General features: G+C 64.6%; 18 protein-coding genes. 11 read left to right on the top strand and 7 right to left on the bottom strand.

The features are described 5' to 3' along the window. Positions 1-100: 100 nt before the first annotated feature. From JG747_RS03585 to JG747_RS03545, 9 genes are all read left to right on the top strand, one after another. The gene (locus tag JG747_RS03585) at positions 101-1,345 is read left to right on the top strand and encodes a glycosyltransferase family 2 protein (protein ID WP_069090638.1); all 1,245 of its coding nucleotides are present in this window, start codon (positions 101-103) and stop codon (positions 1,343-1,345) included. Next, on the top strand, positions 1,342-1,749 hold the full coding sequence (locus JG747_RS03580) for a GtrA family protein (RefSeq protein ID WP_038651025.1): 408 nt from the start codon (positions 1,342-1,344) through the stop codon (positions 1,747-1,749). Before JG747_RS03585 ends, JG747_RS03580 begins: the two co-directional genes overlap by 4 nt. A gap of 115 nt (positions 1,750-1,864) precedes the next feature. After that, positions 1,865-3,682, top strand: a complete 1,818-nt coding sequence (locus tag JG747_RS03575; protein ID WP_064985339.1) for a polysaccharide biosynthesis protein GtrA — start codon at positions 1,865-1,867, stop codon at positions 3,680-3,682. 209 nt (positions 3,683-3,891) lie between these two features. Next, positions 3,892-5,241: a putative bifunctional diguanylate cyclase/phosphodiesterase gene (locus JG747_RS03570; protein WP_019862352.1), complete on the top strand. Its 1,350-nt coding sequence runs from the start codon at positions 3,892-3,894 to the stop codon at positions 5,239-5,241. 261 nt (positions 5,242-5,502) lie between these two features. Next, a complete protein-coding gene (locus tag JG747_RS03565; protein WP_202361169.1) occupies positions 5,503-6,270 on the top strand; it encodes an SDR family NAD(P)-dependent oxidoreductase in 768 nt (255 codons plus the stop codon). Then, positions 6,267-7,226: a 2-dehydro-3-deoxygalactonokinase gene (locus tag JG747_RS03560; protein ID WP_202361168.1), complete on the top strand. Its 960-nt coding sequence runs from the start codon at positions 6,267-6,269 to the stop codon at positions 7,224-7,226. Before JG747_RS03565 ends, JG747_RS03560 begins: the two co-directional genes overlap by 4 nt. Then, positions 7,223-7,861, top strand: coding sequence for a 2-dehydro-3-deoxy-6-phosphogalactonate aldolase (locus tag JG747_RS03555; RefSeq protein WP_038651034.1), 639 nt, complete (start codon positions 7,223-7,225; stop codon positions 7,859-7,861). The genes JG747_RS03560 and JG747_RS03555 overlap by 4 nt, the downstream gene beginning before the upstream one ends. Then, positions 7,861-8,733, top strand: a complete 873-nt coding sequence (locus JG747_RS03550) for an SMP-30/gluconolactonase/LRE family protein (RefSeq protein ID WP_202361167.1) — start codon at positions 7,861-7,863, stop codon at positions 8,731-8,733. The genes JG747_RS03555 and JG747_RS03550 overlap by 1 nt, the downstream gene beginning before the upstream one ends. A 152-nt stretch (positions 8,734-8,885) precedes the next feature. Further along, positions 8,886-9,959 carry a D-alanine:D-lactate ligase-like protein gene (locus JG747_RS03545; RefSeq protein WP_202361166.1) on the top strand — a complete coding sequence of 358 codons (1,074 nt, stop codon included), beginning with the start codon at positions 8,886-8,888 and terminating at the stop codon, positions 9,957-9,959. A gap of 7 nt (positions 9,960-9,966) precedes the next feature. Here JG747_RS03545 and JG747_RS03540 read toward each other — a convergent pair whose 3' ends face one another. After that, positions 9,967-10,503, bottom strand: a complete 537-nt coding sequence (locus JG747_RS03540; protein WP_019862360.1) for an autotransporter — start codon at positions 10,501-10,503, stop codon at positions 9,967-9,969. 78 nt (positions 10,504-10,581) lie between these two features. On the opposite strand from JG747_RS03540, the gene JG747_RS03535 reads away from it, so the two are divergent. Continuing rightward, complete coding sequence (locus tag JG747_RS03535; protein WP_038653618.1) at positions 10,582-11,328, top strand: GntR family transcriptional regulator; 747 nt, start codon at positions 10,582-10,584, stop codon at positions 11,326-11,328. Positions 11,329-11,360: 32 nt separating this feature from the next. Here JG747_RS03535 and JG747_RS03530 read toward each other — a convergent pair whose 3' ends face one another. The 6 genes from JG747_RS03530 to dnaK all read right to left on the bottom strand — a co-directional run bounded on the left by JG747_RS03530 (position 11,361) and on the right by dnaK (position 17,090). Beyond that, on the bottom strand, positions 11,361-11,648 hold the full coding sequence (locus JG747_RS03530) for a DUF1330 domain-containing protein (RefSeq protein WP_019862362.1): 288 nt from the start codon (positions 11,646-11,648) through the stop codon (positions 11,361-11,363). Between the two features lie 16 nt (positions 11,649-11,664). After that, complete coding sequence (gene pyrF / locus JG747_RS03525) at positions 11,665-12,378, bottom strand: orotidine-5'-phosphate decarboxylase (RefSeq protein ID WP_038653622.1); 714 nt, start codon at positions 12,376-12,378, stop codon at positions 11,665-11,667. An 11-nt stretch (positions 12,379-12,389) separates the two neighbouring features. After that, complete coding sequence (locus JG747_RS03520; protein ID WP_202361165.1) at positions 12,390-12,986, bottom strand: NADPH-dependent FMN reductase; 597 nt, start codon at positions 12,984-12,986, stop codon at positions 12,390-12,392. Between the two features lie 80 nt (positions 12,987-13,066). After that, positions 13,067-13,669, bottom strand: coding sequence for a phospholipid N-methyltransferase PmtA (gene pmtA, locus JG747_RS03515; RefSeq protein ID WP_019862365.1), 603 nt, complete (start codon positions 13,667-13,669; stop codon positions 13,067-13,069). Between the two features lie 150 nt (positions 13,670-13,819). Next, entirely contained in the window at positions 13,820-14,950 is a 1,131-nt protein-coding gene (gene dnaJ, locus JG747_RS03510) for a molecular chaperone DnaJ (RefSeq protein ID WP_019862366.1), read from the bottom strand. A gap of 223 nt (positions 14,951-15,173) precedes the next feature. Beyond that, entirely contained in the window at positions 15,174-17,090 is a 1,917-nt protein-coding gene (gene dnaK, locus JG747_RS03505; RefSeq protein ID WP_010912682.1) for a molecular chaperone DnaK, read from the bottom strand. A gap of 212 nt (positions 17,091-17,302) precedes the next feature. On the opposite strand from dnaK, the gene JG747_RS03500 reads away from it, so the two are divergent. Further along, positions 17,303-19,540, top strand: coding sequence for a hypothetical protein (locus tag JG747_RS03500; RefSeq protein WP_202361164.1), 2,238 nt, complete (start codon positions 17,303-17,305; stop codon positions 19,538-19,540). The last annotated feature ends 5 nt before the right edge of the window (positions 19,541-19,545 follow it).

Genomic DNA, 19,545 nt, shown 5'->3' with positions numbered 1-19,545 from the left:
GCGGCCGCGTCATCGTTTTCTTAAGCCTTGCTGTACAAGAATAGGCCTCGAATACCCCAACGGCAGGCGCCGGACGGGGGCCCTCGATGGAACAACGACCATGAACGCGCTCACCGCCATCCGCGCCGCCGCGACCAAACAGCTTGAACTCACCATCCTGATGCCGTGCCTCAACGAGGCCGAGACGCTGGCCGTTTGCATCGGCAAGGCCAGGGCTTTCCTCGACAAGGCCGGAATCCTGGGTGAGGTGCTGATCGCGGACAATGGCAGCACCGACGGTTCGCAGGAGATCGCGGCCCAGGGCGGCGCTCGTGTCGTTCCGGTGGCGCAGAAGGGCTATGGCGCGGCACTTCTCGGCGGCATCGCCGCCGCCAGGGGGCGCTTCATCATCATGGGCGATGCCGACGACAGCTACGATTTCGGCGCGCTGGATGCCTTCATGACGCGCCTGCGCGACGGCGCCGACCTGGTCATGGGCAATCGCTTCCAGGGCGGCATCGAAACCGGCGCCATGCCGCCGCTGCATCGCTATCTCGGCAATCCGGTGCTGAGCTTCGTCGGCCGCCTGTTTTTCCGCATCAAGACCGGGGACTTCCACTGCGGCTTGCGCGGCTTCAACGCCGAGAGCATCCGCAAGCTCGACCTGCAGACGACCGGCATGGAATTCGCCAGCGAAATGGTGGTGCGCAGCGCGCTTGCCGGGCTGCGCATCGAGGAAGTGCCGACCACGCTCAAACCCGACGGCCGCAGCCGGCCGCCGCATCTCAGGACCTGGCGTGACGGCTGGCGGCATCTCAAATTCCTGCTCGTCTACAATCCGCGCTGGATGTTCTTCATCCCGGGCGCGGCGTTGTGCGGCCTGGGCATGCTGTTCGCAGCCCTGCTGGTGTTTGGACCGCTGCGGGTGATCGACAATCTTTCGCTCGACCTCAACACTTTCGTCGCCGCCTGCTTCATGATCATCACCGGCATCCAGCTCATCACCTTCGGCGCCATATCGCGATACTATGCCGAGATCACCGGCATCCTGCCGCGCAGCCGCGGGTCCGACTGGCTGAGAAGGACCATCAGCACCGACCGTCTTGCCGCCAATGCCGGCATCTGCTTTGCCGGCGGCGTCCTGTTCTTCGGCTATGCGGTGCTGCGCTGGGCGCATCTTGGCTTCGGCCCGCTGAACGATTCCGAAATCCCGCGCATCGTCGTGCTGGGCCTGAGCCTGATCGTCATTTCGTTCCAGGCCTTCTTTTCGGCATTCCTGCTCGGTGTCCTGGAGATCCCGGTCAAGCGGCTGAAAGCCGGCCAGCCCGGCGGATCCGGCGAAGCCGCCGCGACTGCCGAAAAATGAGCCGGCTTCTACGAAGATTCGCCGCGGTACGGCTTGTCCGGTTTGTCATCGTCGGCGTTGGCGCGGCGCTGCTGTTGTTCATGCTGTCATGGGCCTTGGTGTCGGCCGGTTTGCCGCCATTCGTCGGAAGCGTCATCGCCTATATGCTGGCCTTCGTCGTGGCATATTCGGCACAACGTGGCTGGACGTTCGAGGGACGCCACGACCACGCCCATGCGTTTCCACGCTATCTCGTCACCCAGCTGGTCTGCGCAGCGTTTGCAGGCCTGTCCGCCCATGTCGCGGTGTCGATATTTTCCGCCTCGCCGCTGATCATGTCAGCCATTATCACCGTCGCCGCAAGCGCCGCGAGCTATGTGCTCTCATCGGTCTGGGTGTTTCGCGACGATCAAAGAGCCGCGTGAAGGCATTCGACGGCGGCCCGCCGACGCGATGCGACGACGTGCAAGGCTGGTTTAAGATTTGCGCAGTGAGTTCGCGATAACTTCCGTCGCGAAAAGAGCGCCCAGAGGCCGTCCCGTGACTCCTGCCGATACCATGATCTCCGTCGAGGCCAAGCCACTTCCGTCACGGCGCAACGACCTCGCGCTCGTGCTCGTCGCCACGCTGGTGATGGTTGCCGTCAGCGCCCTCAGCGGATTCCGCGACTTGACCGACGCCGGCGGCGACAATGACAATCTGTTGCGTCTGGTCGAGGTTCGCGACATGCTGGCCGGCCAGGGCTGGTTCGACCTGCATCAGTACCGGATGGGTCTTGAAGGCGGCTTCGTCATGCACTGGTCGCGGCTGGTCGACGCGCCGCTCGCCGCCATCGTTCTCGTAGCCTCGGCGCTGACCGGCAGCATGGCCAGGGCCGAGACCATCGCCGAGGTGCTCTGGCCGGCACTGCTCTTCTACCTCGCTTTGCTCTTTACCGCCCGCGCGGCGCGCAGTTTCGCCGGTGCCGCGGCCGTGCTGCCGGCTGTCGTCATCGGCGCCGCGGCGCTGCATTTCATCGGCATCTTTTCGCCCGGCTCGCTCGATCATCACAATGTCCAGCTGACGCTGACCATGGCCTGCCTGAGCCTGCTGCTCGATGCACCCGTGCAGCGCTGGGCGGCGCTGCTCGCGGGCCTGTGCGCGGCGCTGATGCTGGCCGTCGGCATGGAAACGGCGCCCTACGTCGCCACCATCGGCGCGTGCATTGCCCTGCTGTTTGTCGCCGACCCCAGCGGCGAGGGGCGGATCGCCAGGGATTTCGGCCTTGGCTTTGCCGGCGTTTCGGGGCTGGTCTTCCTCACCACCATCGCCCCATCGGCGTGGGGCCAGCCGCAATGCGATGCTTTCTCGACAGTGCAGTTCGTGATGGCCGCGCTCGCCGGATGCGGCCTTGCCGCCGTGGCATCGCTCGACATGGCCAACGCCACGCTCGGCCGTCGCCTGTTTGCGCTCGGCCTGCTCGTGCTCGTGCTGGGCGCTGTCGTGGTGTCGCTTTTCCCGCAATGCCTGGCAGCCCCCTATGCGAACCTCGATCCGCGCCTCAAGGAATTGTGGCTCGACAACATCGAAGAGGCGCAGTCGCTGTACAAGCTCGTCATCTACAACCAGGTCGCGGTGGTGGAGCGTTTCGCCACGCCACTGGTGGCGATCCTGCTGATGGCGCTTGGCCTCGGCCGTGGCGGCTCGCGGCGGCAGGACAGCCTCGTTGGCGCGCTGCTGGTGGTGGCGTTCCTGGTCAGTGCCTGGCAAGTGCGCGGCTCGACCTTCTCCATTGCCTTGGCGGTGATCCCGCTTTGCGCCTGGATCGCCAAATGGCGGCAGCGGGCCGAAGCCAGCCCATCGCGCGGTGCCGCGCTCAGGGTGGCCGCAGCCTGGCTGGTCTCGGTCAACGCACTCTGGGCGTGCGCGGCCGTGGCCGCATCGAGCGCCTTCGAAACCGCTGAGGCCGTCAAGGCCGCCAGTGTCGATGGGAACTGCCAAGGCAAGACCGCGTTCGCAGCGCTCAGCCAGCTGCCGGACACCACCGTGCTCGCCATTTCCAATCTTGGCTCGCCCATCCTGGCCTATTCCGGACATCGCGTGTTCGCCGGGCCGTATCATCGAAACGTCGCAGGAAACCTGCTTGCACTCGATACCTTCCTCGGATCGGCCGCCGATGCCAGGTCGGTGGTCGAAAGCCACCATGTCGGGCTTGTCGCGCTCTGCCGCGGCAACCCGGAAACCCGCCTGCTCGTCGGCAGGGCGCCGGACGGCTTTCTGGCCGGGCTGACGCGCGGCAATTTGCCGGACTGGCTGGAGCCAGTGGCGGAGACACGGGGTGCCCAGCTCGAGCTCTATCGCGTCAAGCTCGGCGGCTGAAAATCAGCGCGAAAACAAAGGCTTGACGCTTGGTTTAGCCGGCTCCCCGGGGTATCCGGCTTTCTGCCCCGGCAAGATCGCCGGTGAAACCCGGATTCCGCTTTTCCGGATTACGTTCCGGCCGCGAAAAATCGATTTTCGAGATACGTTTCCTAAAGGGTTTGCTGGCAGTCTCCGACACAAATTCCGACGTTAAAACAGGGACACCGATGCAAACTCCGTTTGGCACCGGTCAGGCAAACAGGGAGAGCACGGATCTGGCCTTCACCGATCCGTTGACCGGGCTTGGCAACCATCGCCGCTTTTTCGACAAGGTCGATCGCCTGATCAGCGACCGCGCCGATGATCCCGCGCCCTTCACAGTCGGCATTCTCGACCTCGACGGCTTCAAGCCTATCAACGATCTGTTCGGTCACAAGGCCGGCGACGACATCCTGATCCAGGTCGCCATGCGGCTGCGCGCCTCGATGGACGGCCATTCGACGGTCTGCCGGATCGGCGCCGACGAATTCGCCTTCCTCTATCCGCTGGTGTTCTCCGAGGACGCGGCGGCGGAAAAAGCCCGCATGCTGATCGAGATCCTGTCGGCGCCGTACGATGTCGGCGAACGCACCGCCAGGCTGTCGGCCTCGGTCGGCTGCTCGCTGTTCTATTCCGGCGACGAGACCACCGAGATCCTCGTTAACAAGGCCGAGACGGCGCTCTACCACGCCAAGCGTTCCGGCCGTGGCCGCGTCGTCGTCTACACCCGCGAGATGGAAGAGGCGGCCAAGCGCGTCACCCGCATCGAGCAGGCGCTGCGCCGCGCCGTCTCGGCCGGCGAGGTGGAACCGCATTTCCAGCCGATCGTCGACCTCACCACGCGCCGCACCATCGGCTTCGAGACGCTGGCGCGCTGGACCGATCGCGATCTCGGTGCCGTGCCGCCGACGGTCTTCATCCCCATCGCCGAGGAACGCGGCATCATCGGCCCGCTGTCGCAGCTGGTGCTGCGCAAGGCGACCGAGGCGGCGAGGAGCTGGCCGAGCGACCTGTTCCTGTCCTTCAACCTGTCGCCCTCGCAGCTCGTCGACCAGAACACCGGCCTGCACATATTGGCGATCCTCGACCGCACCGGCTTCGATCCGCGCCGTCTCGAGATCGAGATCACCGAGACCGGCCTGATGAACGACCCGGCCTCCGCCGCGCAGATCGTCGAGGATCTGCGGCGCGTCGGCATCCGCGTCTCGCTCGACGATTTCGGCACCGGCCAGTCTTCGCTCGGCCGCCTGCGCGAATTCCATTTCGACAAGCTCAAGATCGACCGCGCCTTCGTCGCCTCCATCCTCGACGACCGCCCGTCCGAACACATCATCCGCGCCATTCTCGCCATGTGCGAAGGGTTGGGCATGGATGTGGTCGCCGAAGGCATAGAAGAGGAAGCGCAGGCCGATCGCCTGGTCCAGTTCGGCTGCGCCGGCGGGCAAGGCTATCTGTTCGGCAAGCCGGTCGATGCCGACGCCACGCTCGGCTATCTCCGCGATTCCTTCCGTGGCGCCCTGCGCGCCAAGGCGATCTGACTGGCGCTTTCGGCCTAATCGACATTCCGCCGATATCGCGGCGCGCTTCCGGTGCGGCGCATTGTCGTTTTGTCCGACATAAGCCTGCAAATCCGACGTTTCGCCCTTGCCCGCGCGACTTGCGTGGCTAGGATGCGCGCCGTTCATGCCTACAGCACCGCGCGTCCTTGGGACGCGCAAAGGACGCTGTAGCAACTTATATTTGCGCATGACCCCGAAAATCGATCCGATTTTCGGGGTCATGCGCCGGGAGAGAAGAATATGATGCCATCGGCGGATTTTGCCGACCTCAAGGGAGCCTCGGTGCTGATCACCGGCGGCGGTTCCGGGATCGGCGCGGCGCTGACCGAGGGTTTCGTGCGCCAGGGTGCCAATGTCGCCTTCATCGACATCGCCGAGGGGCCGAGCACGCTGCTTGCCGACCGCATCGAGAAGGAATTCGGCCGCCGGCCGCTCTACCTCAAGACCGACCTGCGCGACATCGAGGCGCTGCGCGCCTCGGCTGCCAGGGCGGCACAGGCGCATGGCGATGTCACCGTGCTGGTCAACAATGCCGCCTGGGACGAGCGCCACGCCGTCGAGGACGTGACGGTGGAGTTCTGGGACAACAACCAGGCGATCAACCTCAGACCACATTTCTTCACCGCGCAGGCGGTGGCACCGGGCATGAAGCGGGCCGGCGGCGGCTCGATCATCAACTTCACCTCGACATCCTACCTCATCAACCACCCTGACATGCCGGCCTATACCGCCGCCAAGGCGGGCATCCTCGGCCTCACCAAGGGGCTGGCAGGCAAGCTCGGGCCTGACCGCATCCGCGTCAACGCCGTCGCGCCAGGCTGGGTGATCACCGAACGGCAGCAGGAACGCTGGGTGACCGAAGGGGCGCTTGCCGCCCATGTCGCCAAGCAGTGCATCAAGGAGGTCATACGCCCGGACGACATGGTCGGCACGGTGCTGTTCCTCGCCTCGGACGCCTCGCGCATGCTGACCGCGCAGATGCTGATCGTCGACGGAGGTTTTCTGTGAGCCCGGAATTTGCCGGCAACGCTCCGGCGGTCGCCGCGCTCGATTGGGGCACGACCCGGCTTCGCGCATGGCTGATCGACGGCAGCGGCAAGGTGCTGGCCGAGCGCCGCGGCGATGACGGCCTGATCACCGCGCGCGAAAAAGGATTTTCGAACGTTCTGGAAGGCCATCTGGCCGCCATGGGCGCGCCGGAAACACTGCCCGTCATCATCTGCGGCATGGCCGGCTCTCGTCAGGGCTGGATCGAGGCGCCGTATGTGACCGTACCGGCGCCGATCGGCGCCATCCTTGGCGGTGCCGCTCGCGTGGCTGATCAGAAACGCGACATCCGCATCGTGCCGGGCCTCGCCCAGCGCCTGGCCGATGCGCCCGATGTCATGCGCGGTGAGGAAACACAATTGGCCGGCGCCGGTTTGCCGGCAAAGGGGCGACATCTCGCCTGCATGCCCGGCACCCATTCGAAATGGGTGCTGGTCGAGGATGGCGCGGTTGCCGGCTTCGGCACATGGCCGACCGGCGAGTTGTTTTCGGTGCTGGCCGCGCACTCCATCCTCAAGCATTCGCTGGGCGAGCATCCGGCTCCCGTCACCGGGGACAATCCATTCTTCCGGCAATGGTGCGAACGCGCGCTCGGCGAGGGTGGCGATGTCACCTCGAAGCTGTTTGCCATCCGTGCCGCCGGGCTCTTGCAGGACCTGAAGTCGGAAGATGCGGCGGCCGGCCTGTCCGGGCTTTTGATCGGCGGCGAGATCGCCTCGGCGAAGCGCCGCTATGGCGCCGGCGATGCGCCGGTCGTGCTGATTGCCTCGGGTACGCTCGCTGTGCTCTACCAGGCTGCACTCGACCTCGCAGGGCTTGCCGTCCGCGCCGTCGACGCCGACGAAGCGGTGCGCGCCGGACTCACCGAAGCCGCGCGCGAAAACGGCATGATCGCCAGAACCGGAGCCTTGGCATGACCGAGACCGCAGCCTTTCCAAAACTCAAGCGCGGGCTGGTCGCCATCCTGCGTGGCCTGAAACCCGCCGAGGCGATTGCCATGGGGCAGGCGCTGTTCGATGCCGGCATCGAGGCGATCGAAGTGCCGCTCAACTCGCCCCAGCCCTTCTCGTCGATCGCCAGGATTGTCCAAGTGCTGCCGAAGTCGGCCTTGATCGGGGCCGGCACGGTGTTGACGGCGGCCGATGTCGACGGCCTGCACCAGGCCGGCGGGCGGCTGCTGGTCAGCCCCAACATCGATGCCGAGGTGATGGCGCGCGCCATGCACTACGGCATGGTGACCATGCCCGGCGTGTTCACGCCGACGGAGGCCTTTCAGGCGATCCGGCTGGGCGCCTCGGCCTTGAAATTCTTTCCGGCAAGCGCGCTCGGCGCATCCGGCATTTCCGCCATCCGGGCGGTGCTGCCGGCACAGACGCTGGTCGGTGCCGTTGGCGGCGTTTCGGAGAAGGATTTTGCCGGCTACAAGGCGGTGGGCGTCACGGTGTTCGGCCTGGGCTCAAGCCTGTTCAAGCCCGGCATGAGCGTCGACGACGTCGCGGCGCGTGCGCACGCCGCCGTCGCGGCCTGGGACGCGGTGTTCGGAGAAGCATGATGAGCGAAGTTTCGGTTTTTTCCGATCACATCTGCCAGCTCGGCGAAGGCCCGAGCTACGATCCGGCCAGCGATGCGCTGTTCTGGTTCGATATCGTCAACGGCAAGCTTCTGGAAAAGCCGCTCACGGGCGCGCTGAAAATCCACGAGCTTGGCCAGATGGCCAGTGCCATCGCCATCATCGACGACCAGCGCCAGCTGATCGCCACCGAGACCGGGCTTTTTGTCCGCGATGTCGCGACCGGTGCGATGACGCTGCATACGCCCATCGAGGCCGACAATCCGCTCACCCGCTCCAACGATTCCCGCGTCCATCCCTGCGGTGCCTTTTGGGTCGGCACGATGGCCAAGGACGAGAGCAAGGGTGCGGGCGCGATCTACTGGTTTTTCAGGGGCGAGTTGCGCCGCCTGTTTTCGGACATCACCGTGTCGAACTCGATCTGCTTTTCGCAGGACGGGACGATCGCCTATTACACCGACACCGCGACCGGCCTCTTGATGCGCGTCGCCTGCGATTCGGCGACTGGCCTGCCGGTTGGCGTACCGAAAGTGTTCGTCGACCATCGCTCCTCGAAGGGCTATGTCGACGGCTCCGTCGTCGACCGCGATGGCGTGCTGTGGAATGCCGTCTGGGGCGGCGCGGCGGTGAAGGCCTATTCGCCCGATGGCGCATTGCTGCGCGAAATTCCCATGCCGGTGACGCAGGCCTCCTGTCCGGCCTTTGTCGGCGCCAAGGCCGACCGTCTGGCGGTGACCTCGGCCTGGAAGGGCAAGGACGACAAGCAGCGCAAGCTCGATCCGCAGGCGGGCATGACCTTCCTCATCGACATCCCCGTCAACGGCCGGTTCGAACCGCGCGTGCTGATCGCCTGAACAGAGAGCGCCCGAACAGACTGGGCGATCGGCGCCGCCCCTCTTCATAGCGGTGTTGTCACGCAGGCGTCCGGCTTGGGTCGGTTTCGCGAAAGCTGTTTGCGTCGGCCGTGCGATGGTAGGCGATCGCATCGCCGGGAATCGTCCATCTCATGTCGAGCCGCAAGCCGAAGCTGATCCTTGTCTACGAGCCGGAGAAGGCCTGCTTCGACCGGCTGGTCGCCGACGGCTTCCCGCCGCGGCGCGCCACCGAAATCTCGTCCTACCTGGCGCAGTCGACGGACATCGCTCCCGAATTCGCGGCACTCGCCGTCGCCTGCGAGGCGCGCGGTCTCGCCTTTGCGCCGGTGGCGCTCGACGATGCCGCCGAGGCGCTGGAGGGTGAGGATGTTGAGAACACGCTGGTCTGGACGTTGTCTGATGGCGTCGCCTATTTCCGTGGCGGCGCGGCTCCTGCGCTGGCCCGGCTCAAGGGGTTGCGGACGATCGGAGCCGACGATTCGCTGCTCGCGCTCTGCCAGGACAAGTTCCGCTCCGGCGCCGTCCTTGGCGCGCTCGGCCTGCCGGCGCCGCAGGCCGGCCTTGCCCGCGATGGCAAATGGCTGGTCGAGCCGCCGGCCTCCACCGCCGGCTGGTTCGTCAAGCCCAATCGGCTTGGCGCCAAGATAGGCATCTGGCCGGATTCCCGGTGCTATGAGCTGGCCCATGCGCTGGAGCTTAGCCGGCGCGTCTTCGCCGCCTATCGCGACGATGTCGTCGTCCAACCCTATGTCGCCGGCCGCAATGTGCGCGCCAGCTTCCTCGGGCTGACGCCGCAAACCGGTGTCGAGGCGCTCGGCATCGCCTTTGTCGATTCCGGCGCGGATTTCCAGACCATGGCCGACAGCATGGCGCTCTACGGCGAAACCGGCGAGGCGGCGAAGGCGGCAGGACTTTATGCCGAACCGGAGCTCGTCGCCGTCGCCGATGCCCAGCCGGTCGCCGACGCCAGGGTCAGGGCGATCGCCGGGCGGCTGATCGGCGGGCTCGGCCTGCGCGACGTGTTTTCCATCGACCTGCGCGTCGAGGCCGACGACACGGTTCACCTGATCGAGTTCGAGGTCTGCCCCGGCCTTCCCTGCTTCGATTTCCGCGCCTATTGCCGCCAGCAATGGGGCCTGAACCTCGCCGATGCCATGGCGGCGACGGCGGCAGGCCGATTTATCGGTCAGCGCCGCAGCGGCTAGGCTTGGCCTATATCGGTCGCGCGCCGGCCATGTACCTGGCGTTGTCGAAGGGTTCCGGCCGGTTGTCGGCCAGGCTCCACAATTGGCGGTCGGTGCCCGGCAGATCGCCGAGATAGACATGCAGGGCGCCGGAGCGGGCGCTGCCGGTATTGGCGACTGAGTGGATGGTGCTGGAAGACATGTGCACCAGCGAGGGCGCCGAAAAATCCTGCCGCTCCGGCTCGTCGACCTTTTCGCCGGCGAGCGGGTAGATGAAATTGGTCTCGCCGCCCCAATAGATGCCGACCAGGGCGTCCATCAGATGGTTATGCGGCGGATACTGCACCCCGGGCGAAAGCGTGATGTGGTAGATCGTCAGCTTCGGGCTGGCATGCAGCAAAAGCTCGTCGTCCTCCTCCTCGTGAACCAGCCCGCCGAGCGCATGGAAGCGGTTGGTATAGTCGCTCAAGACAGCCTTGACGTCCTCGAAGGGATTGGCGCCGGCCGCCGCGTTGACGATATCCCTGATCGCGCGGTAGAGAGGGGAGTCGGCCGATAGAGGCATGCCACAGCTCCTGACTGAGATGCTCAGTTAGTATAGCTAAGATGGCCAATGTCAAGACCGATGCAAGGCGAGACAAGCATGAAGCCGACAAAAGCCACGCCATCGAAATCGGCCGCGTCCCCGGATGGTACGCCGGCGCTGTCGACGGCGGATGTGCTGCGCAGCGAACAGGCCTACGAACAGCTGAAGAGCGATATCGTCGCTTGCGTTCTGTCGCCTGGTGAAGCGCTGACCGAAAAGCAGATCGAGGCACGCTACGGCATCAAGAAGGCGACGATCCGCTCCGCACTTGCCCGGCTCATGCAGGAGGGTCTGGTCAGGAGCGAGCCGCGTCGCGGCTATGTCATCACCACGCTGACCCTACGCGACGTCAACGAGATCTTCGACGTGCGCAGCCTGGTCGAGCCGGAAGTGTTCCGGGTTGCCACCACGGGCATCACCGAGCGCGGGCTGGACGAGATCAGGCTGGCGGCGAGAAAGGTGCTGAAGCCGGAGACGCTGCGCAGCCCTGTTGCGTTCCTCGCGGCCGACCGTGCCTTCCGCCTGGCGATCGCCGAGCTTTCCGAGAATTTGCGGCTGGCACAGCTGCTCAGCCAGATCCTCGACCAGTCGGAACGGGCGCTCCATCTCGGCTTCAAGTCGCGCGATTTCATGCCGCTGATCATCGAACAGCAGAAGCAATTGCTGCAGGCCTGCGAAAAGAGCGACGTTCCTGGCATCGTGAAACTCGCCCGCTCGCAGTGCCTTGCCCTCAAGCATCAACTGGTCGGGGCGCTGCTTGGCGGGGCCAAGCTGCGGGATGTGAACCTTCAGGACTTCGTCTGAAAGAGCAGTTCCGGGGAAAAGCGCGGCGCGCTTCAGGCCCCTTCGACCAGCACGATCTCGCCGTCGGCGACCTTCTGGCGGATGGCGACCGCGCGCTGATATTCCGGCGAATGGTAGCAGTCGTGCGCGATCGCAAGCGATTCGAATTCGATGATCACGTTGCGGGCGCGGCCAGGCCCTTCGGCCAGCTCATGGGCTCCGCCGCGTGCCAGGAATTTCGCGCCAAAACGGTCGAAGGCGAGCTTCGAAGCGGCGATATACTCCTTGTAGCCTTCGGCATCGCGCACATCGACGCGGGCGATCCAGTATCCCTTGGGCATTGTTCTCTCCCTTATTCTATGCAGAGCGCATTTCGTCGAGGATCGCCTGCGCCGCCGCGCGGCGGTCGCTTGCCGCGACGATCGGGCGGCCGACGACGAGATGGCTGGCGCCGTTGCGGATCGCTTGCGCCGGCGTCACCACGCGCTTCTGGTCGCCATGGTCGCTGCCCACCGGCCGGATGCCGGGCGTCACCACCGCCATGTCGGGTCCGACGATGCGGCGCACCGCTTCGGCTTCCGCGGCCGAGCAGACGATGCCGCCCATGCCGGCATGCAGCGCCTGTTCCGAGCGCCGCAGCACCAGCGTGTGCGGGTCATATTCATAGCCGACATCGATCATGTCCTGCTCGTCCATCGAGGTCAGCACGCTGACGGCGAGCAGGCAAAGGTCGCTGCCCCTGGCCGCGTCCACGGCCGCACGCATCGCCTTGGGATAGGCGTGTATGGTCAGCATCGTCATGCCCATCTTGACGATGTTCTCGACGCCCTTGGCCACCGTGTGGTCGATGTCGAGCAGCTTCATGTCGAGGAAGATTTTTGTCCCGCCGCTGGCCAGCTCCCTGGCGAAGTCGAGCCCGCCGGCGAAGGCCAGCTGATAGCCGATCTTGTAGAAGGAGACGACGCCGTCGAGTTCGCGCACCGCCTGCTCGGCTTCCCGCACGGTCGGCACGTCGAGGCCGACGATCAGTCTTTCCTGGATGGACTGGGCCCGGATGGATTTGGCCTGCATGGTCGTGGCGGTCACGCCTCGATCCGGGTCGACAGCATGCGCGAGGTTTCGATCAGCGTGCGGCATAAATGCTCCATCGATTTGTACAGTCTTTCGTCACGGAAATTGCCGCCTTCGTCGAAGGCGTCGCCGCCGTTCGGCACCGAGCATTCCGGTGTCACCACCTCCATCTGGCAGCGTACCAGCACCGCGCGCAGATGGTTGATGCAGCGTATGCCGGCAAAATGGCCATTGGAGGACGAACACAGCCCGACGACCTTGCCGGCAAGCGGCCTGACCGATCGGCCGCCATCGCGGCGCACCCGGCTCACCCAGTCGATCGTGTTCTTGAGCAGCGGCGGGATCGAGCCGTTATATTCGGGCGTGGCGATCAGCAATCCGTCATGGGCTGAAATCAGACGGCCGAGTTTGACGGCGTTTTCGGGGACACCCTCCTCCTTCTCCAGATCCTCGTCGAGGATCGGCAAGGGATAATCGGCGAGCGAAATGCGGGTCACCTCGGCGCCCTGCACCGCAAGTTCCTTCTGCGCCACATCGGCGGTCCTGCCGCTATAGGCGCCGCTGCGCACCGAGCCGGCGAAGACGAGGATTTTCGGGATCACTGCCATTGCTTCGCAAAGAGAGTAGGCAGTGGGGAATAGGCAGTAGGAGATAAGCGGTTCCTGACTATTCCCTACTGCCTACTGCCTTATCCCTCTCTTCGATAGATCCACAGCTGCGTCGGCGGGATGTTGCGGAAGATGAAATCGAAATGCTTGACAGTGTAGTCGCCGCGGCCGGCCGGGATCGGCGACATCGGGCCATAGGTCAGCTGCACGATCGGGCGGCCCGCCGGGATGCGGTCGAGCAGGCTCTCTATATAGGCAATGCGCTGGGCGACCGGGAAATTGAGCAGCGGCACGCCGGACACGACGGAATCGAAGATCATCCCGCTCCTCTCGCCAAGCGTCGCGTTGAGGTTGAAGGCGTCGCCCTCGATGACGTTGACGCCGGGATAGAGCTGGCGCAGATGGCGCACGAAATCGGTGTTGTATTCGACGGCATAGAGGTTTTCGGGCCGTACGCCCTGAGCGAGGATGGCGCGGGTGATGACACCGGTGCCCGGACCGACTTCAAGCACCGGCAGGCCGGACCTGGGATTGACGATCGAGGCCATCTTGCGCGCGGTGATCGAACTGGTCGGCACGATCGAACCGACCGTCTTCGGCTTGTCGATCCAGCCCTTGAAGAATTTGAGTTCGTCGTCGAACTTCTCGGCAAGCGCCTTCCGCAGTCCGTGACCACGTGTCATGCAAGCTCTCCTCAAGGCTCCCCGCAAAGCTACTTAACATCTGGTTGACGCAAGGCAAGGCGTTGCGAGACGCATGTCGTGGATAAGATAGATTTCGTCGCGTCTCAAAACACGGCGCGTTTCATGCATTCCCGCGCCGTTCTTGCACTATCAGCGCTCGCCGAAAGACTCGAAAAAATCCTTCATGCGGGCGAAAAACCCGCTCGATTGGGGCGAATTGTCCTGCGAGGACAGCTGTTCGAACTCCTCCAGCAACTCGCGCTGGCGGCGCGACAGGTTCTGCGGGGTCTCGACAGCGGTCTGGATGTAGAGGTCGCCGACATTGGGCTGGCGCAGCACCGGCATGCCCTTGCCCTTGAGGCGGAACTGGCGGCCGTTCTGCGTGCCTTCGGGTACTTTCACCTTGGTCTGGCTGCCATCCAGCGTCGTCACCTCGAAGGAGCCGCCAAGGGCGGCCGTCGTCATCGAGATCGGCACCTTGCAATAGAGGTCGGCACCGTCGCGCTGGAAGAATTCATGCGGCTTCACCGCCAGGAAAATATAGAGGTCGCCCGAAGGCCCGCCGCGCAGGCCGGCCTCGCCCTCATTGGCAAGGCGGATGCGGGTGCCGTCCTCGATGCCGGCCGGAATGTTGACCGACAGCGAACGCTCCTCGGTGACGCGGCCCTGGCCGGCGCATTTCGGGCACGGATCCTTGATCGTCTGGCCGCGGCCCTGGCATTGCGGGCAGGTACGCTCGATCGAGAAGAAGCCTTGCGTGGCGCGCACCTTACCGTGGCCATGGCACATCGAGCAGGTCACCGGCTGGGTGCCGGGCTTGGCGCCGCTGCCGGAGCATTCCGTGCAGGAGATCGAGGCCGGCACCCGGATCTGCGCGGTCTTTCCGGCGAAAGCCTCTTCCAGCGAGATTTCCATGTTGTAGCGCAGGTCGGCGCCGCGCTCGCGGCCGCCTGACGATCGGCGCTGGCGCCCACCCATCATGTCGCCGAAAATATCCTCGAAGATGTCGGCGAAGCCGCCGGCGCCAAAGCCTTGCGCGCCGCCATTCATGCCGCCCTGTTCGAAGGCGGCGTGGCCGAAACGGTCATAGGCCGCGCGTTTCTGCGGGTCCTTCAGCGTCTCGTAGGCTTCGTTGATTTCCTTGAACTTGTGCTCGCAGGAATGATCGCCGGGGTTGCGGTCAGGATGGAACTGCATGGCGAGCTTGCGAAAAGCGCTCTTGAGCTCCTTCTCGTCGGCGCCCTTTTGCACGCCCAGCGTTTCGTAGAAATCAGCTTTCATTTTTTCCCGCTGTCCGGATGCTCAACGTCTTGATGCATTGTTGCGTCTTTTGCCGGCACGCTGTCTCGATTTAGGATCGGTGCCGCCCGGATGCCAGTGCTGGCGTGCCTCTGTCCGGGTTTTTCTGTCTTTTTTTCGGGGAGGTCCCGCACTTTTCCGGCAAGGGTTGCAAAAAAGCCCGGCTTTATGCCGGGCTTTCCGCTTTATCTTGCCGTCAGGCGGCTCAGGCCGACTTCTTCTTGTCGTCGTCCTCGTCGATTTCCTCGAAATCGGCATCGACCACGTCGGAGTCCTTGGCGGCGTCCGCCTTGGCATCGGCTTCCGCCGCTTCCTTCTGCGAAGCCTCGTACATGGCCTGGCCAAGCTTCATCGAAGCTTCGGCAAGCGCCTGGCTCTTGGCCTCGATGTCGGCCGCGTCGTCGCCCTCGGCGGCGGTCTTCAACGCCGCGATGGCATCGGAAATCGCCGTGCGCTCGGCTTCCGAGACCTTGTCGCCATATTCCTTCAGCGACTTCTCGGACGAATGCACCAGCGCCTCGGCCTGGTTGCGGGCCTCGACCACGGCGCGCCGCTTCTTGTCGGTCTCGGCATTGGCTTCGGCGTCCTTCACCATCTTCTCGATGTCGGCGTCCGAAAGACCACCCGAGGCCTGGATGCGGATCTGGTGCTCCTTGCCGGTGCCCTTGTCCTTGGCCGAAACGTTGACGATGCCGTTGGCGTCGATGTCGAAGGTGACCTCGATCTGCGGCACGCCGCGCGGCGCCGGCGGGATGCCGACCAGGTCGAACTGGCCGAGCGCCTTGTTGTCGGCGGCCATTTCACGCTCGCCCTGGAAGACGCGGATGGTCACGGCCGACTGCGAATCTTCAGCGGTCGAGAACACCTGGCTCTTCTTGGTCGGGATCGTCGTGTTGCGCTCGATCAGCCGGGTGAACACGCCGCCCAGCGTCTCGATGCCGAGCGACAGCGGCGTCACGTCGAGCAACAGCACGTCCTTGACGTCGCCCTGCAGCACGCCGGCCTGGATGGCGGCGCCGAGAGCAACGACCTCATCCGGGTTGACGCCCTTGTGCGGCTCCTTGCCGAAGAACTGCTTCACGATCTCCTGGATCTTGGGCATGCGGGTCATGCCGCCGACCAGGACCACTTCGTCGATCTCGCCGGCCTTCAGGCCGGCATCCTTGAGCGCCGCCTTGCACGGGTCGATGGTGCGCTGGACGAGATCCTCGACCAGGCTTTCGAACTTGGCGCGCGTCAGCTTCAGCGTCAGGTGCTTCGGGCCGGTCGCGTCGGCGGTGATGAAGGGCAGGTTGATCTCGGTCTGCGTGGTGGACGACAGCTCGATCTTGGCCTTTTCAGCCGCCTCCTTGAGGCGCTGCAAGGCGAGCTTGTCGTTCTTCAGGTCGATGCCCTGTTCCTTCTTGAACTCGGCCGCCAGATACTCGACCAGGCGCATGTCGAAATCCTCGCCGCCGAGGAAGGTGTCGCCATTGGTCGACTTCACCTCGAACACGCCGTCGCCGATTTCGAGCACCGAAATGTCGAACGTGCCGCCGCCAAGGTCATAGACGGCAATGGTCTTGCCATCCTTCTTGTCGAGGCCGTAGGCGAGCGCGGCAGCCGTCGGCTCGTTGATGATGCGCAGCACTTCGAGGCCGGCGATCTTGCCGGCGTCCTTGGTGGCCTGGCGCTGGGCGTCGTTGAAATAGGCCGGAACGGTGATGACCGCCTTCTCGACCTTCTCGCCGAGATAGGCTTCCGCCGTTTCCTTCATCTTCTGCAGGATCATGGCCGAGATCTGGCTGGGCGACTGCTTCTTGCCGCCGGCCTCGACCCAGGCATCGCCATTGTCGCCCTTGACGATCTTGTAGGGGACAAGCTTCTTGTCCTTTTCCGTCACCGGATCGTCATAGCGGCGGCCGATCAGGCGCTTGACCGCGAAGATGGTGTTTTCAGGATTGGTGACCGCCTGGCGCTTGGCCGGCTGGCCGACCAGACGTTCGCCGTCGCCCGAAATGGCGACGATGGAAGGCGTCGTGCGCGCGCCTTCCGCATTCTCGATCACCTTGGGCTCCTTGCCATCCATGATGGCGATGCAGGAATTGGTGGTGCCGAGATCGATACCGATTACTTTTGCCATTTTTCTAGTCTCTCCTCTAAGCAGGCTTTCAGGACCCATGAAGGCGTTCCGACGAAAGCCCCTGTTCATAAGAAATCCCGTCCGGCCACCGGTGTCCCGGCGTCGCACGGCTTGGCGCGTATATAAGAACAGGCAGCATCGGGCGCAAGCATTCTGCGCAAGGCTTCCATGAACCTTTCCACCTCCGTCCGCGACAGAGGTCAAGGTGCCGCATGGTGCGGCCCGGAAAGGAAGCCCCCATGACCAGCAACCCAGAGGCTCTGAGGTCTCCGGGAACAACAGGAGCTCGGCGCGACCACCGCCTTCGGGACGGGGTCGATGCGCTGGGCTTCCCGCTGATTCCGTTGACCCTGCGTAAGAGCAGGCGTATCGTAACAACGAGGAAAGCAGACAATTCGAGCAGGGAAGAACGAGCCGGACCGCCGCGCCTTGCCCTGGTTCGCGCGGCACAGCCGGAGGCTCCTCCCGCAGACTTCGGGGGGAGTTCCATGTCTTGCGATCACGGCCCGTTCGTGTCTTCTCGCACCAGCCGGTTGCACCGCCTGATCAAGGCAACCGGCGAACTTCTTGTGTTTGCCCTGACCGCCGGCCTTTGGCTTGGCGGCGTCGCCCGGGCGCAGGACACCCAGATCATCTATCCCGGCTCGATGGCGGTCACCGGATTTTCCGGCACCATCATTCCGAATTTCGACGAAGGCCTGCCGCCCGGTGTCGATCCGGTCGACGAAACCTTCATCGACACCACGCGCGCCACTTTGCGCGTTTTCGATGTTTCGCATCTCGGCGGGCCGGCCTCGGGCCAGCTCGTCTTCACGCCGCCGCCCTTCGAGGTCACGGCCGGCCAGATCGGCCAGGTTTTCGGCCTCACCTATGATGACGGCGTGCGCGAAGGCGTTCCGTCTGGCGTTCCCAATCTTTACGCCGCCGCCACCTCGCTGCACGGCATCCGCATCGTCACGCCTGATACCGACAATGACGGCAGGCCGGAGCGGCAGCGCCGCGGCACGGCGGGCGCCGCCTTCATGGATGGCCAGTTCGGCACCGAAAACGGCGGCGGACCCGGCACCATCTGGAAGATCGACGGCATCACCGGCCAGGTCGCCAAATTCGCCGACATCGACACCAACAGCGGCCCCGGCATCGGCAATCTCACCTTCGATCCCAACCACCGCCAGTTTTTCGCCTCGGATCTCGACACCGGCCTGATCCATCGCATCGACGCCACCGGCAGATTGATCGACACGTTCGATCATGGCGTCGCCGGGCGCCCGGCGCATGGCCTGGCTCCCGTCGCCGACGACGGCGCGGTGATGGACATTCAGGGTGCCGCCTTCGACACCGAAGACCCCGAGACCTGGGGCTACACCCAGGACGAGCGCCGCGTCTGGGCCGTCTCCTACCATGGCGGCCGGCTCTACTATTCGGTCGGCGAAAAGTCGGAAATCTGGTCGGTGGGCATTGCCCGCGACGGCAGCTTTGCCGGCGACCCGCGCTGGGAACTGACGGTCAAGGCCGACAAGGACTACGCCGTCACCGACATCGCCTTCGACAACAGCGGCTTCATGTATCTCGCCCAGCGCGGCCCGGTCGAAAACCGTTATGATTACAGCCAGTTCGCGGATTCCGGCAAAGGCGAGGTCATCCGTTATTGGCGTGAGAATCCGGACGATCCGGCAACGGAATCGGTCTGGGTGGAAGTGCCGCAGGAATACGCGGTCGGTTTCCCGCAAGGCAACCGGCAGTCGGCCGGCGGCCTCGACCTGCAATATGGCTATGACGCCGACGGCAATCTCGACACCTCGGTATGCACGCAGACGCTGGTCAACACCGGCGACAAACTGCGCGACAATCCGACGCTTGCCGAGCAACTCGCCGCCGGCGGGCCGCTCGCCGTGCACGGCGTGCAGATCACGCCCAAGGACCTGGTCAAGCCGGCCAACGTGCCGCCCTTCGGTTCCTGGTTCGTCGATTTCGACGGCTATTTCGAGGATCCCGAGGTGGAAGGCCATGTCGGCGACGTCGCCGTCTGGCACCCCTGCGAGGGCCGCGCCGGCTACTATGAAGAAATCCCGGGCGGCTATCTGCCACCCTTCTACCCGCCGGACTTCCCACCGCCCGGCAATCTGCCTCCCTGTCTCGATGTCGACGACGTGCAATATTACTGCACGCCTTCGGGCCTCGAGGCCGATCTCTATCTCCATGACCATGCCGGCTTCGGCGGCGATTCGATCAAGGCCCAGTCCGGGACGCCAGGCGTCGCGGTGACGTCACCCATGTCGCATGCGCCCGGCAAGCCTTACACGATCGGCATCACCGGCCATTATCCGGGCGACAGAGTGGATGTTGGACTTTGCTTCTACAGGAAGTCCGACAAGGACAAGGGTGGCTACTACCCTTGCTGCAAGATGACCTTGCCGCTCCGCACCCCAGCCGTCAGCTGCGAACGTTGAGGAGG

Origin of the sequence: Mesorhizobium sp. 131-3-5 (assembly GCF_016756575.1) — a bacterium.
Taxonomy (GTDB): Bacteria; Pseudomonadota; Alphaproteobacteria; order Rhizobiales; family Rhizobiaceae; genus Mesorhizobium; species Mesorhizobium jarvisii.
The sequence above is the reverse complement of the archived record's forward strand: the minus strand, read 5'-3'. Positions and strand labels throughout refer to the sequence as shown.

What these genes read in the sequence shown, in the direction of transcription:
- JG747_RS03585 (WP_069090638.1), top strand. Translation starts at nt 101, where the DNA reads ATGAACGCGCTCACCGCCATCCGCGCCGCCGCGACCAAACAGCTTGAA.
- JG747_RS03580 (WP_038651025.1), top strand. Translation starts at nt 1,342, where the DNA reads ATGAGCCGGCTTCTACGAAGATTCGCCGCGGTACGGCTTGTCCGGTTT.
- JG747_RS03570 (WP_019862352.1), top strand. Translation starts at nt 3,892, where the DNA reads ATGCAAACTCCGTTTGGCACCGGTCAGGCAAACAGGGAGAGCACGGAT.
- JG747_RS03565 (WP_202361169.1), top strand. Translation starts at nt 5,503, where the DNA reads ATGATGCCATCGGCGGATTTTGCCGACCTCAAGGGAGCCTCGGTGCTG.
- JG747_RS03555 (WP_038651034.1), top strand. Translation starts at nt 7,223, where the DNA reads ATGACCGAGACCGCAGCCTTTCCAAAACTCAAGCGCGGGCTGGTCGCC.
- JG747_RS03550 (WP_202361167.1), top strand. Translation starts at nt 7,861, where the DNA reads ATGAGCGAAGTTTCGGTTTTTTCCGATCACATCTGCCAGCTCGGCGAA.
- JG747_RS03545 (WP_202361166.1), top strand. Translation starts at nt 8,886, where the DNA reads ATGTCGAGCCGCAAGCCGAAGCTGATCCTTGTCTACGAGCCGGAGAAG.
- JG747_RS03540 (WP_019862360.1), bottom strand. Translation starts at nt 10,503, where the DNA reads ATGCCTCTATCGGCCGACTCCCCTCTCTACCGCGCGATCAGGGATATC.
- JG747_RS03535 (WP_038653618.1), top strand. Translation starts at nt 10,582, where the DNA reads ATGAAGCCGACAAAAGCCACGCCATCGAAATCGGCCGCGTCCCCGGAT.
- JG747_RS03530 (WP_019862362.1), bottom strand. Translation starts at nt 11,648, where the DNA reads ATGCCCAAGGGATACTGGATCGCCCGCGTCGATGTGCGCGATGCCGAA.
- pyrF (WP_038653622.1), bottom strand. Translation starts at nt 12,378, where the DNA reads ATGCAGGCCAAATCCATCCGGGCCCAGTCCATCCAGGAAAGACTGATC.
- JG747_RS03520 (WP_202361165.1), bottom strand. Translation starts at nt 12,986, where the DNA reads ATGGCAGTGATCCCGAAAATCCTCGTCTTCGCCGGCTCGGTGCGCAGC.
- pmtA (WP_019862365.1), bottom strand. Translation starts at nt 13,669, where the DNA reads ATGACACGTGGTCACGGACTGCGGAAGGCGCTTGCCGAGAAGTTCGAC.
- dnaJ (WP_019862366.1), bottom strand. Translation starts at nt 14,950, where the DNA reads ATGAAAGCTGATTTCTACGAAACGCTGGGCGTGCAAAAGGGCGCCGAC.
- dnaK (WP_010912682.1), bottom strand. Translation starts at nt 17,090, where the DNA reads ATGGCAAAAGTAATCGGTATCGATCTCGGCACCACCAATTCCTGCATC.
- JG747_RS03500 (WP_202361164.1), top strand. Translation starts at nt 17,303, where the DNA reads ATGGTGCGGCCCGGAAAGGAAGCCCCCATGACCAGCAACCCAGAGGCT.